This window comes from Streptomyces sp. PsTaAH-137 (assembly GCF_003259365.1).
Lineage (GTDB): Bacteria > Actinomycetota > Actinomycetes > Streptomycetales > Streptomycetaceae > Streptomyces.
In genome coordinates this window covers 121,870-134,564 of record NZ_QLLY01000011.1, presented here as the reverse complement: position 1 = coordinate 134,564, position 12,695 = coordinate 121,870, and the positions used below count along the sequence as shown (strand labels likewise).

General features: G+C 71.0%; 11 protein-coding genes. 10 read left to right on the top strand and 1 reads right to left on the bottom strand.

The genetic code is table 11. The features are described 5' to 3' along the window. Positions 1-73: 73 nt before the first annotated feature. On the top strand, positions 74-688 hold the full coding sequence (gene rpsD / locus K377_RS24560) for a 30S ribosomal protein S4 (protein WP_018534860.1): 615 nt from the start codon (positions 74-76) through the stop codon (positions 686-688). 30 nt (positions 689-718) lie between these two features. On the opposite strand, the gene K377_RS24555 is transcribed toward rpsD, so the two are convergent. Continuing rightward, entirely contained in the window at positions 719-2,929 is a 2,211-nt protein-coding gene (locus K377_RS24555; protein ID WP_111665667.1) for an AAA family ATPase, read from the bottom strand. Positions 2,930-3,101: 172 nt separating this feature from the next. Between K377_RS24555 and K377_RS24550 the strand changes: the two genes are divergently transcribed. From K377_RS24550 to aroB, 9 genes are all read left to right on the top strand, one after another. Further along, complete coding sequence (locus K377_RS24550) at positions 3,102-3,548, top strand: DUF948 domain-containing protein (RefSeq protein WP_111665666.1); 447 nt, start codon at positions 3,102-3,104, stop codon at positions 3,546-3,548. An 8-nt stretch (positions 3,549-3,556) separates the two neighbouring features. After that, the gene (locus K377_RS24545) at positions 3,557-3,907 is read left to right on the top strand and encodes a DUF6167 family protein (protein ID WP_111665665.1); all 351 of its coding nucleotides are present in this window, start codon (positions 3,557-3,559) and stop codon (positions 3,905-3,907) included. Continuing rightward, positions 3,907-6,579, top strand: coding sequence for an alanine--tRNA ligase (gene alaS / locus K377_RS24540; protein WP_111665664.1), 2,673 nt, complete (start codon positions 3,907-3,909; stop codon positions 6,577-6,579). Before K377_RS24545 ends, alaS begins: the two co-directional genes overlap by 1 nt. Next, the gene (ruvX, locus tag K377_RS24535; protein WP_111665663.1) at positions 6,579-7,043 is read left to right on the top strand and encodes a Holliday junction resolvase RuvX; all 465 of its coding nucleotides are present in this window, start codon (positions 6,579-6,581) and stop codon (positions 7,041-7,043) included. The genes alaS and ruvX overlap by 1 nt, the downstream gene beginning before the upstream one ends. Before the next feature lie 132 nt (positions 7,044-7,175). After that, positions 7,176-8,894, top strand: a complete 1,719-nt coding sequence (mltG, locus tag K377_RS24525) for an endolytic transglycosylase MltG (protein WP_111665662.1) — start codon at positions 7,176-7,178, stop codon at positions 8,892-8,894. Next, entirely contained in the window at positions 8,872-9,711 is an 840-nt protein-coding gene (locus K377_RS24520) for a shikimate dehydrogenase (RefSeq protein ID WP_111665661.1), read from the top strand. The genes mltG and K377_RS24520 overlap by 23 nt, the downstream gene beginning before the upstream one ends. Positions 9,712-9,901: 190 nt before the next feature. Next, on the top strand, positions 9,902-11,086 hold the full coding sequence (gene aroC / locus K377_RS24515) for a chorismate synthase (protein ID WP_111665660.1): 1,185 nt from the start codon (positions 9,902-9,904) through the stop codon (positions 11,084-11,086). A 29-nt stretch (positions 11,087-11,115) separates the two neighbouring features. Continuing rightward, a complete protein-coding gene (locus K377_RS24510; RefSeq protein WP_111665659.1) occupies positions 11,116-11,598 on the top strand; it encodes a shikimate kinase in 483 nt (160 codons plus the stop codon). After that, positions 11,595-12,686, top strand: a complete 1,092-nt coding sequence (gene aroB / locus K377_RS24505) for a 3-dehydroquinate synthase (protein ID WP_111665658.1) — start codon at positions 11,595-11,597, stop codon at positions 12,684-12,686. The genes K377_RS24510 and aroB overlap by 4 nt, the downstream gene beginning before the upstream one ends. The last annotated feature ends 9 nt before the right edge of the window (positions 12,687-12,695 follow it).

Genomic DNA, 12,695 nt, shown 5'->3' with positions numbered 1-12,695 from the left:
CCCGGGCTGCGGATGCGACCTCCCAAACCCTGGTGAAGCCGTATTCGCATCAGAAACATGAGGTGTTTGGTTCATGGCGAACCAGTCCCGCCCCAAGGTCAAGAAGTCGCGTGCCCTCGGCATCGCGCTGACCCCGAAGGCCGTCAAGTACTTCGAGGCCCGCCCCTACCCGCCGGGCGAGCACGGCCGCGGCCGCAAGCAGAACTCGGACTACAAGGTCCGTCTGCTCGAGAAGCAGCGTCTGCGCGCGCAGTACGACATCAGCGAGAAGCAGATGGCCCGTGCCTACGACCGCGCCAAGAAGGCCGAAGGCAAGACCGGCGAGGCCCTGGTCATCGAGCTGGAGCGTCGTCTCGACGCGCTGCTGCTCCGTTCGGGCATCGCCCGCACGATCTACCAGTCGCGCCAGATGGTCGTCCACGGCCACATCGAGGTCAACGGCCAGAAGGTCGACAAGCCCTCGTTCCGTGTCCGTCCCGACGACGTCGTGATGGTCCGCGAGCGCAGCCGCGAGAAGCCGCTGTTCCAGGTCGCGCGTGAGGGTGGCTTCGCCCCCGAGGGCGAGACCCCCCGTTACCTCCAGGTGAACCTGAAGGCCCTGGCCTTCCGCCTGGACCGGGACCCGAACCGCAAGGAGATCCCCGTGATCTGCGACGAGCAGCTCGTCGTCGAGTACTACGCCCGCTGACCGACCAGCGGACGTAGTCTCACCTGCGTTTCAGCCCGTCGTCTCCCCGCCGTTCGCGGTGGGGGAGGCGGCGGGTTCTCGCTTTTCCGGGGCGAGCGCGCGGGCCGGGCGCGGCGCCGGGACCGTGACCTTCGGCGAACCCCCGCCGAGCGCCCGCGCCACCGTCTCGTCGTGGCCCAACAGACCGCCCGCGCGCGTCAGTTCCTCGAAACGGGCATCGCCAAGGGCCTCACGGGCCCGCGCCTCGCACACCTCGTGCGGCACGTTGTAGTGGCCCGAGCCGAACAGCCGCAGGCCCACCGAGGACCACATCCGGCCCGCCGCGCCCTGGAGCACCGCCGCCTCCGCGGCGTCCCCCTCCGCCACTGTGACCAGCGCCAGCAGCTCCACGGCCAGCACCGTGCCGAGCAGGTCGCGGAACTCGTGGTCGATGGTCAGGCACTCCTCCAGGAGCCGCCGGGCGGCGGCCGGCTCGCCCTCGGTCCACCGCGCGTAGGCCAGCACATAGAGCGCGTAGGCCCTGGTCCACCGCTCCCCGTGGTCCTCGCACACCTGCCGCACGTCCTCGCACAGCGCGACGGCCTGCCCCAGCTCGCCCCGGAAGGCCAGCGCCATCGCCAGCTCCACCTGCCCCATCAGCACATTGCTGTTGAGCTCACCGATCTCGCGGTAGCGGGTCAGCGACTCGCGCAGCAGCAGCTCGGCGCGCGACATGTCGTCCGTGACCAGCGCCAGGCAGCCGGTGCGGTGCACGGCGTAGGCGATCGCCGTCGTGTTGCCCGTGCGCTCCGCCTCGTCGCGGCACTCCTGCAGCGCCGCGAGCGCGGGCACCGTGTCGCCCTGGAGGATCGCCACATAGCCGAGCACCCACAGCGCCTTGAGCCGGGAGTCCAGGTACGCGGACTCGGGGCGCCCGCCACCCGCGGCGTCCAGCTCGATGCTGTGCTCCAGCCAGTGCCGGCCCTCCGCGAGATGGCCGCAGCCCGCCCAGTAGAACCACAGCGTGCCCGCCAGGTACTGGCCCAGATGCGTCTCACCCGGCTCGTTCAGGCAGAACTCCATGGCCGCACGCAGATTCGGCAGCTCGCCGTCGATCCGGGCCGCCACCTCGCCCTGCCGCGGGGAGAACCAGTCCAGCTCGCACCAGGTCGCCAGACCCATGTACCAGTCCCGGTGCCTGCGCCGCATCCGCTCGGTGTCGCCGACGCTGTCCAGCCACTCGGCGCCGTACGCACGGACCGTGTCCAGCATCCGGTAGCGCACCCCGGCGGGCGCCTCCTCGCGGCTCACGACGGACTGGGCGATGAGTTCCTGGAGCACGTCGAGGAGTACGTCCGCGTGCAGTCCGTCGCCGCTGCAGATGTACTCGGCGGCCTCCAGGTCGAACGAGCCGGCGAACACCGAGAGCCGCGCCCACAGCAGCCGCTCCGGCGTCGTGCACAGCTCGTGGCTCCAGCCGATGGCCGTGCGCAGGGTCTGGTGCCGGGGCAGCGCGTCCCGCCCGCCGCCCGTGAGCAGCCGGAACCGGTCGTCGAGCCGCTCCGCGAGCTGAGCGGGCGACAGCGCCCGCAGCCGCCCCACCGCCAGCTCCACCGCGAGCGGCAGACAGTCCAGCCGGCGGCAGACCTCCAGGACGTCGGACCGGTTGCCGTCGTCCAGCCGGAAGCCGGGCAGCAGCGCCGCCGCCCGGTCGGCGAACAGCTCCGCCGCGCCCTCGACCGGCAGGGGCGCCAGCGGCAGCAGCCGCTCGCCGTCCAGTGCGAGCGGCCGGCGGCCCACCGCGATCACCCGCAGACCCGGCGCCGCGCGCAGCAGATCCCGTACGAGAAGGGCGCACGCGTCGACCAGGTGCTCGAACCCGTCCAGGATCAGCACCAGGGAGCGCTCGGCGAGATGGTCGAGCAGGACCTCGCGCGAGGACCGGGTGGTGTGGTCGGTGAGGCCCAGCGCCTCGGCCAGCGCGTACTCCACCAGCTCCGGCCTGCGGACCGCCGCCAGCTCCGCCCGCCACACCCCGTCGGCGCACAGCTCCCGCGGGATCAGTGCGGCCGCGTGCGCGGCGAACCGGGACTTGCCGACGCCGCCCGCCCCGGTGACCGTGACCAGACGCACGGCGGTCAGCGCCTCCTGAAGGGCGGCGAGTTCGGCGACCCGGCCGAGGAAACGGTTCACTTCATGCGGGAGGTTGCCCGGTCGCGGGGGAGCGGCGGAGGCGGAGTCGGGGCGCGGAGTGCGTGGCATGGCATACGGAGCGTACTCATTCGTACGCACTCCGTACAATCGCCTGGATCAAAGTGCGGCGGTACCGAGGGGAATGCGGTGTGGAGCGCGGGGCGGGGCGCGATAGGCTCGGGGGACGACTTTTCGATGTTCAGCAGCGGCGCAACAGCAGACAACCAGGGAGCGGTGCCAAGTGTCCGGTGGAGAGGTGGCCGGGATCCTCGTGGCCGTCTTCTGGGCGATCCTGGTCTCCTTCCTCGCGGTGGCACTCGCGAGGCTGGCCCAGACGCTCAGGGCGACCACCAAGCTCGTCGCGGACGTGACCGATCAGGCCGTCCCGCTGCTCGCGGACGCCTCCTCTGCGGTGCGCTCCGCGCAGACGCAGATCGACCGGGTCGACGCGATCGCCTCGGACGTCCAGGAAGTCACGTCGAACGCGTCGGCGCTGTCCTCCACCGTGGCCTCCACCTTCGGCGGCCCGCTGGTCAAGGTGGCCGCGTTCGGCTACGGGGTGCGCCGGGCCATCGGCAGCCGCGGCAAGGACGCGCCCGCCAAGCAGACCCGCCGTACCGTGATCGTGGGCCGAGCGGTCCCGCAGTCGCGCCGCGCCAAGCGGGCCGACCGGAACAAGAGGGACTGACCACAGCTATGTTCCGCCGTACGTTCTGGTTCACCGCGGGCGCAGCCGCCGGCGTGTGGGCCACCACCAAGGTCAACCGCAAGATCAAGCAGCTGACGCCGGAGAGCCTCGCCGCCCAGGCCGCGAACAAGGCGGTCGAAGCGGGCCACCGGCTCAAGGACTTCGCTCTCGACGTCCGCGACAACATGGCCGAGCGAGAGGCCCAGCTCGGTGACGCGCTGGGCCTGACCGACCCGGTCGAGGGCGAACTGCCCCCGCAGCGCCGCTTCGCGGTCGTCGAGAACACCTTCAGCGCCAAGCAACCCAAACCCATCGAGTACAACGCGCGCAACGCGTACAACCGGAATGAGGACCACTGATGGAGTCGGCTGAAATCCGTCGCCGCTGGCTGAGCTTCTTCGAGGAGCGTGGCCACAAGGTCGTGCCCTCGGCGTCGCTCATCGCCGACGACCCGACTCTGCTGCTCGTCCCCGCGGGCATGGTCCCGTTCAAGCCGTACTTCCTGGGCGAGGTCAAGCCGCCCGCGCCGCGCGCCACTTCGGTGCAGAAGTGCGTGCGCACGCCGGACATCGAAGAGGTCGGCAAGACCACCCGCCACGGCACGTTCTTCCAGATGTGCGGCAACTTCTCCTTCGGCGACTACTTCAAGGAAGGCGCCATCAAGTACGCCTGGGAGCTGCTCACCAGCCCCCAGGACAAGGGCGGTTACGGCCTGGAGCCGGAGAAGCTCTGGATCACGGTCTACCTCGACGACGACGAGGCCGAGCGCATCTGGCACGAGGTCGTCGGCGTGCCGAAGGAGCGCATCCAGCGCCTGGGCAAGAAGGACAACTTCTGGTCCATGGGCGTCCCCGGCCCGTGCGGCCCGTGCTCCGAGATCAACTACGACCGCGGCCCCGAGTTCGGCGAAGAGGGCGGCCCGGCGGTCAACGACGAGCGCTACGTGGAGATCTGGAACCTGGTCTTCATGCAGTACGAGCGCGGCGCGGGCACCGGCAAGGACGACTTCGAGATCCTCGGCGACCTGCCCTCGCAGAACATCGACACGGGCCTCGGCCTGGAGCGCCTCGCCATGATTCTGCAGGGCGTGCAGAACATGTACGAGACGGACACCCTGCGGGTCGTCATCGACAAGGCCACCGAGCTGACCGGTGTCGCCTACGGCGCGAAGCACGAGTCGGACGTCTCGCTCCGCGTCGTCGCCGACCACATGCGTACGTCGACGATGCTCATCGGCGACGGCGTCACGCCGGGCAACGAGGGCCGTGGCTACGTGCTGCGCCGCATCATGCGCCGCGCCATCCGCAACATGCGCATCCTCGGCGCCACCGGACCGGTCGTGCAGGACCTGCTCGACGTCGTGATCGACACGATGGGCCTGCAGTACCCGGAGCTGGTCACCGACCGCAAGCGCATCGAGCAGGTCGCGCTCGCCGAGGAGGCCGCGTTCCTCAAGGCCCTCAAGGGCGGCACGAACATCCTGGACACCGCCGTCACCGAGACCAAGGCCGCGGGCGGCACGGTCCTCGCCGGCGACAAGGCGTTCCTGCTGCACGACACGTGGGGCTTCCCGATCGACCTCACCCTGGAGATGGCCGGCGAGCAGGGCCTGTCCGTGGACGAGGACGGCTTCCGCCGTCTGATGAAGGAGCAGCGGGAGCGCGCCAAGGCCGACGCCCAGGCCAAGAAGACCGGTCACGCCAACGTCGGCGCGTACCGCGAGATCGCGGACGCCGCCGGTGCCACCGACTTCATCGGCTACACGTCGACGGACAGCGAGTCGACGGTCGTCGGCCTGCTGGTCAACGGCGTCTCCTCGCCGGCCGCCACCGAGGGCGACGAGGTCGAGGTCGTCCTCGACCGCACCCCCTTCTACGCCGAGGGCGGCGGCCAGATCGGCGACACCGGCCGCATCAAGCTGGACAACGGCGCGATCGTCGAGGTCCGCGACTGCCAGAAGCCGGTGCCCGGCGTCTACGTCCACAAGGGCGTCGTCCAGGTCGGCGAGGTGACCGTCGGCGCTCCGGCGCAGGCGATCATCGACGTGACCCGCCGCCGCGCCATCGCCCGCGCCCACTCCGCCACGCACCTGACCCACCAGGCGCTGCGCGACGCGCTCGGCCCGACGGCCGCCCAGGCCGGTTCGGAGAACCAGCCGGGCCGCTTCCGCTTCGACTTCGGTTCGCCCGCCGCCGTGCCCACGGCCGTGATGACGGACGTCGAGCAGAAGATCAACGAGGTCCTGGCCCGCGAGCTCGACGTGCAGGCCGAGGTCATGTCGATCGACGAGGCGAAGAAGCAGGGCGCCATCGCCGAGTTCGGCGAGAAGTACGGCGAGCGCGTGCGCGTCGTCACCATCGGCGACTTCTCCAAGGAGCTGTGCGGCGGCACCCACGTGCACAACACCGCCCAGCTGGGTCTGGTGAAGCTGCTCGGCGAGTCGTCCATCGGCTCGGGCGTGCGCCGCATCGAGGCCCTGGTCGGCGTCGACGCGTACAACTTCCTGGCCAAGGAGCACACGGTCGTCGCCCAGCTCCAGGAGCTGGTCAAGGGCCGTTCCGAGGAGCTGCCGGAGAAGATTTCCGCGATGCTCGGCAAGCTGAAGGACGCCGAGAAGGAGATCGAGAAGTTCCGCGCGGAGAAGGTCCTCCAGGCCGCCGGCGGTCTCGCCGACTCCGCCAAGGACGTCCGCGGCATCGCCCTCGTCACCGGCCAGGTGCCCGACGGTACGAGCGCCGACGACCTGCGCAAGCTGGTCCTCGACGTGCGTGGCCGCATCCAGGGCGGCCGTCCCGCGGTCGTCGCGCTGTTCACGACGGTCAACGGCAAGCCGCTCACCGTCATCGCGACGAACGACGCGGCCCGCGACCGCGGCCTCAAGGCCGGTGACCTGGTCCGTACGGCGGCCAAGACCCTCGGCGGCGGTGGCGGCGGCAAGCCGGACGTCGCGCAGGGCGGCGGGCAGAACCCGGCCGCGATCGGCGACGCCATCGACGCCGTCGAGCGCCTCGTCGGGGAGACCGCGAACTGATGCGCAGAGGCCGCCGGCTGGCGATCGACGTCGGGGACGCCCGGATCGGGGTCGCGTCCTGCGACCCCGACGGGATCCTCGCGACTCCGGTGGAGACGGTGCCGGGACGTGACGTCCCGGCCGCCCACCGGCGGTTGAAGCAGCTCGTCGAGGAGTACGAGCCGATCGAGGTGGTCGTCGGACTGCCTCGCTCCCTCAAGGGGGGCGAGGGCCCGGCCGCCACCAAGGTCCGCGGCTTCACCCAGGAGCTGGCGCGTGGCATCGCACCCGTTCCGGTGAGGCTCGTGGACGAGAGGATGACCACAGTGACGGCCAGTCAGGGTCTGCGCGCCAGCGGCGTAAAGTCCAAAAAGGGCCGTTCTGTCATTGACCAGGCGGCCGCCGTCATCATCCTCCAGCAGGCCTTGGAGTCCGAACGGGCGTCAGGAAACGCTCCTGGCGAGGGCGTCGAAGTGGTTGTCTGATCGCGATACGGTAACGTTCCGCGCGATCGGCGGCGTTCGAACAGCTGCCGCACAGCATCAAGAGGCGGAACGGTTGCCCTCCCGATCGGACATCGGGTCCTCCCTCCCCGCCTCGCGGCTTGTAGGGGACCGATGACTGATTATGGCCGGGGCCAAGGCTCCGAACCGTGGCATCCCGCGGACCCGCTGTACGGGGACCAGGGGTGGCAGCAGCAGGCCGGGCACGGCCAGGCTGCCTACGGCGGCCAGGGGAGTTACGACCCGCAGCAGCAGCCGCAGCAGACGTACGGCGGTGAGTGGGGTCACGGCCAGCAGCAGGGTGGGAACGGCTACGGCCAGGGCCAGGGGTACGGCCAGGACCCTTCGTACGGTCAGGGCTACGGCCAGGGCCAGGGCTACGGCCAGAACCACCAGAACCAGGGGTACGGCCAGGACCCGGGCTACGGGCAGCAGGGGTACGACGGAGGGCAGCAGGGCCAGGGCGGCTGGGACGCCGGCGGTCAGGGCCAGGTCCCGTACGGCGTCGACCCCACGGACCCCTACGGCACCGGTCATCAGGCCGCGTACAACAGCGGTGATCAGCCGGACTACTACAGCACCCCCGACGCCTACCCGCCGCCGGAGCCGCCGGGCCGCCGTCGCGCGCCCGAGCCGCAGACCGAGTGGGACGCGGGCCCCGACCAGGGCGAGGACGCGTTCTTCAACGGCGGCGGCGATGACGAGGAGGGCGACGACCGGGGCGCCCGGCGCGGCGGCCGCAAACCGAAGAAGCGCCGCAGCGGCTGTGCCTGCCTGGTGCTCACGGTGATCTTCGCGTCCGGCGTCGGCGGCGTCGGCTATTTCGGCTACCAGTTCTACCAGGACCGCTTCGGCTCGGCGCCGGACTTCTCGGGCGACGGCAACGGCGAGACGGTCAGCGTCGTCATCGACAAAGGGTCGGACGGCTACACCATCGGCCAAAGGCTCAAGGCGGCCGGTGTCGTGCAGAGCGTCGACGCCTTCGTCGCGGCCCAGTCGGCGAACCCGCAGGGCAAGACGATCCAGGCCGGCGCGTACGTGCTGGAGAAGGAGATGTCCGGGGCCAGTGCGGTCAAGTCCATGCTCAGCCCGGCCAGCCACGCGAACCTGAAGATTCCCGAGGGCTGGCGGAACGCCAAGATCTACGCCGCGGTCGACAAACAGCTGAAGGTCTCGAAGGGCACGACCGCCAAGGCCGCCAAGAGTGGCTTCAAGGATCTTGGCCTGCCGTCCTGGGCGCTCAACCACAAGGACGTGAAGGACCCGCTGGAAGGGTTCCTGCTCCCGGGGAGCTATGCGATCGCCAAGGGCATGAAGCCCGAAGACGCGCTGAAGCAGATGGTCGAGCGGGCCGACGAGAGCTACAAGACCCTCGATCTCGAAGGCCAGGCCAAGAAGTTCGACCTCGACGGTCCGTGGCAGCTGCTCACCGTCGCCAGCCTCGTGAACGCCGAGGGCAAGACCCACGACGACTTCCGCAAGATGGCCGAGGTCGTCTACAACCGGCTCAAGCCCGGCAACATGGAGACGGTCGGCAAGCTCCAGTTCGACTCGACGTACAACTACGCCAAGGGTCAGAGCAACATCGACATCGGCGAGTCCGAGATCAACAGCGACCCGGACCCGTACAACACCTACTACCACAAGGGTCTTCCGCCCGGCCCGATCAGCAATCCCGGAGAAGAGGCGCTGGCCGCCACGCTCAACCCGACCAGCGACGGCTGGCTGTACTTCGTGGCGACGGACGGTATGCACAAGACCGAGTTCGCCAAGACCAACGCGGAATTCGAGAGGCTCAAGGACAAGTTCAATGCCAGCCAGCAGGGCAACTGACGCACGCAGGGCGGCAGTCCTCGGTTCCCCCATCGCCCACTCGCTCTCGCCGCAGCTGCACACCGCTGCGTACCGGGCCCTCGGCCTCGACGGCTGGACGTACGACCGGTTCGACGTCGACGAGGCGGCGCTGCCCGGGTTCTTCAAGAGCCTCGGCGCCGAGGAGTGGGCCGGGCTCTCGCTGACGATGCCGCTGAAGCGGGCGGTGATGCCGCTGCTCGACGGGATCACCGACACCGCGGCCTCGGTCGAGGCGGTGAACACCGTCGTCTTCCACGCCGACGGACGGCGGACCGGCGACAACACCGACATCCCCGGGCTCGTCGCCGCGCTGCACGAACAAGGCGTGGAGAAGGTCGGGTCCGCCGCGATCCTCGGCGCGGGCGCCACCGCGTCCTCGGCGCTCGCCGCGCTGGCCCGGATCTGCACGGGCGAGGTCGTCGTCCACGTCCGGAGCCGGCAGCGGGCCGACGAGATGCGCGGCTGGGGCGAGCGGCTCGGCGTCGCGGTGCGCGTCGCCGCCTGGGACGACGCGGCCCGCGCCTTCGAGGCGCCGCTGGTCATATCGACGACGCCCAAGGGCAGCACCGACCACCTGGTCGACGCGGTGCCCGCGCGCGTGGGCACGCTGTTCGACGTGATCTACGACCCGTGGCCGACGCCCCTCGCGGCGGCCTGGCAGCGGCGCGGCGGGCCCGTGCTCAGCGGCCTCGACCTGCTCGTGCACCAGGCCGTCTTCCAGTTCGAACAGTTCACCGGGGACAGCCGTCCGGTGCTCGACGCGATGCGCGAGGCCGCGCTGAGGTCGCTGGACTGATCCCCGCAGCGGCCCGCCACCCGACCCTCACCTCGCGTGTTCCCCGTCTCACCCCACGTCCGCAGGGCGGACACCGGGACGAGCGCCCGGCCGGGCATGGGAGGATCAGAGGACGCGCGGTGGGCCGGACATGTGCCGTCCGGGGCCGCCCGCAGAGCCGTAACGCAGAGCGCGAGCATGAGGAGCACCGTTGAGCAGGTTGCGCTGGCTGACCGCGGGGGAGTCGCACGGACCCGCACTTGTCGCGACGCTGGAGGGGCTTCCCGCCGGCGTTCCGATCACCACGGAGATGGTGGCGGACCACCTGGCACGGCGGCGCCTCGGCTATGGCCGCGGCGCGCGGATGAAATTCGAGCGGGACGAGGTCACCTTCCTGGGCGGCGTCCGGCACGGCCTGACCCTGGGTTCCCCGGTCGCGGTCATGGTGGGCAACACCGAGTGGCCGAAGTGGGAGCAGGTCATGGCGGCCGACCCCGTCGACCCCGAGATCCTCAAGGACCTCGCGCGCAACGCGCCGCTGACCCGGCCCCGCCCCGGCCACGCCGACCTGGCGGGCATGCAGAAGTACGGCTTCGACGAGGCGCGGCCCATCCTGGAGCGGGCCTCCGCGCGCGAGACGGCGGCCCGGGTGGCCCTCGGCGCGATCGCCCGGTCGTACCTGAAGGAGACGGCCGGGATCGAGATCGTCAGCCACGTCGTCGAGCTCTGCTCCGTCAAGGCCCCGCACGGCGTGTACCCGACGCCCGCCGACGTCGAGAAGCTGGACGCCGACCCGCTGCGCTGCCTGGACCCCGTCGCGTCCAAGCAGATGGTCGCGGAGGTCGACCAGGCCCACAAGGACGGCGACACCCTCGGCGGCGTCGTCGAGGTCCTCGCCTACGACGTGCCGGTGGGCCTGGGCTCGCACGTGCACTGGGACCGCAAGCTGGACGCCCGTCTCGCCGGTGCCCTCATGGGCATCCAGGCCATCAAGGGCGTCGAGATCGGCGACGGCTTCGACCTGGCCCGGGTGCCGGGCTCGCAGGCGCACGACGAGATCGTCAACACCGCCGAGGGCATCCGCCGCGTCTCCGGCCGCTCCGGTGGCACCGAGGGCGGCCTCACCACCGGTGAGCTGCTGCGGGTCCGCGCCGCGATGAAGCCGATCGCGACCGTGCCGCGCGCCCTGAAGACCGTCGACGTCGCCACCGGCGAGGCCGCGCAGGCCCACCACCAGCGCTCCGACGTCTCCGCCGTGCCGGCCGCCGGCATCGTCGCCGAGGCCATGGTCGCCCTCGTCCTCGCGGACGCGGTCGCGGAGAAGTTCGGCGGCGACAGCGTGCCCGAGACCCGGCGCAACGTCCGGTCCTACCTCGACAACCTCCAGATCCGGTGAGCGGGCCGAGGGTCGTCCTCGTCGGGCCCATGGGCGTGGGCAAGTCGACGGTGGGCGCGCTGCTCGCCGAGCGGCTCGGCTGCTCCTACCGGGACACCGACGACGACATCGTGACCGCGCAGGGCCGGACCATCGCGGACATCTTCGTCGACGAGGGCGAGGAGAGCTTCCGCGCCATCGAGAAGGCGGCCGTCGCCACCGCGCTGGCCGGGCACGAGGGTGTCCTCGCGCTCGGCGGCGGCTCGATCCTCGACGCCGACACCCGGGAACTGCTCGACGGGCAGCCGGTCGTCTTCCTCTCCATGGACGTCGAGGAAGCCGTCAAGCGGACCGGTCTGAACGTGGCGCGGCCGCTGCTCGCCGTCAACCCCCGTAAGCAGTGGCGGGAGTTGATGGAGGCGCGCCGCCATCTGTACACCGAGGTCGCCCGGGTGGTCGTCGCCACCGACGGCCGCACACCCGACGAGGTCGCAGCCGCCGTCCTCGACGCACTGGAGCTGAAGCAGGCATGAGCGAGCAGATCACCCGTATCCAGGTCGGCGGCACCGCGGGCACCGACCCCTACGAGGTGCTGGTGGGCCGTCAGCTCCTGGGCGAGCTGGGCCAGTTGATCGGCGACCGGGCCAAGCGGGTGGCCGTCGTGCACCCCGAGGCGCTGGCCGAGACCGGCGAGGCGCTCCGCGCCGACCTGGCCGACCAGGGCTTCGAGGCCGTCGCCATCCAGGTGCCGAACGCCGAGGAGGCCAAGACCGCCGAGGTCGCCGCCTACTGCTGGAAGGCGCTCGGCCAGTCCAACTTCACGCGCTCGGACGTCATCGTCGGCGTCGGCGGCGGCGCGACCACCGACCTCGCCGGGTTCGTGGCCGCGACCTGGCTGCGCGGCGTGCGCTGGATCGCCGTCCCGACCACCGTGCTCGCCATGGTGGACGCGGCGGTCGGCGGCAAGACCGGGATCAACACCGCCGAGGGCAAGAACCTCGTGGGCGCCTTCCACCCGCCGGCCGGCGTGCTGTGCGACCTGGCCGCCCTCGACTCGCTCCCGGTCAACGACTACGTGTCCGGGCTCGCCGAGGTCATCAAGGCCGGGTTCATCGCCGACGAGCGGATCCTGGAGCTGGTGGAGGAGGACCCGCAGGCCGCACGGACGCCCGCCGGGCCGCACACCTCCGAGCTGATCGAGCGCGCCATCAAGGTCAAGGCCGAGGTGGTCTCCTCCGACCTCAAGGAGTCGGGCCTGCGCGAGATCCTCAACTACGGGCACACGCTCGCCCACGCCATCGAGAAGAACGAGCGCTACAAGTGGCGGCACGGCGCCGCCGTCTCCGTCGGCATGCTCTTCGCCGCCGAACTCGGCCGCCTGGCCGGGCGGCTCGACGACGCCACCGCCGACCGGCACCGCACCGTCCTGGAGTCGGTGGGGCTGCCGCTGACGTACCGCTACGACCAGTGGCCCAAGCTGCTCGAGACGATGAAGGTCGACAAGAAGTCCCGTGGCGACCTGCTGCGCTTCATCGTCCTCGACGGCCTCGGCAAGCCCACCGTCCTGGAGGGCCCGGACCCCGCCGTCCTGCTCGCCGCCTACGGTGAAGTGGCCGAATAGCCCCGCTCG

Coding starts and splice junctions, on each gene's coding strand:
- rpsD (WP_018534860.1), top strand. CDS start 74: ATGGCGAACCAGTCCCGCCCCAAGGTCAAGAAGTCGCGTGCCCTCGGC.
- K377_RS24555 (WP_111665667.1), bottom strand. CDS start 2,929: ATGCCACGCACTCCGCGCCCCGACTCCGCCTCCGCCGCTCCCCCGCGA.
- K377_RS24545 (WP_111665665.1), top strand. CDS start 3,557: ATGTTCCGCCGTACGTTCTGGTTCACCGCGGGCGCAGCCGCCGGCGTG.
- alaS (WP_111665664.1), top strand. CDS start 3,907: ATGGAGTCGGCTGAAATCCGTCGCCGCTGGCTGAGCTTCTTCGAGGAG.
- ruvX (WP_111665663.1), top strand. CDS start 6,579: ATGCGCAGAGGCCGCCGGCTGGCGATCGACGTCGGGGACGCCCGGATC.
- mltG (WP_111665662.1), top strand. CDS start 7,176: ATGACTGATTATGGCCGGGGCCAAGGCTCCGAACCGTGGCATCCCGCG.
- K377_RS24520 (WP_111665661.1), top strand. CDS start 8,872: ATGCCAGCCAGCAGGGCAACTGACGCACGCAGGGCGGCAGTCCTCGGT.
- K377_RS24510 (WP_111665659.1), top strand. CDS start 11,116: ATGGGCGTGGGCAAGTCGACGGTGGGCGCGCTGCTCGCCGAGCGGCTC.
- aroB (WP_111665658.1), top strand. CDS start 11,595: ATGAGCGAGCAGATCACCCGTATCCAGGTCGGCGGCACCGCGGGCACC.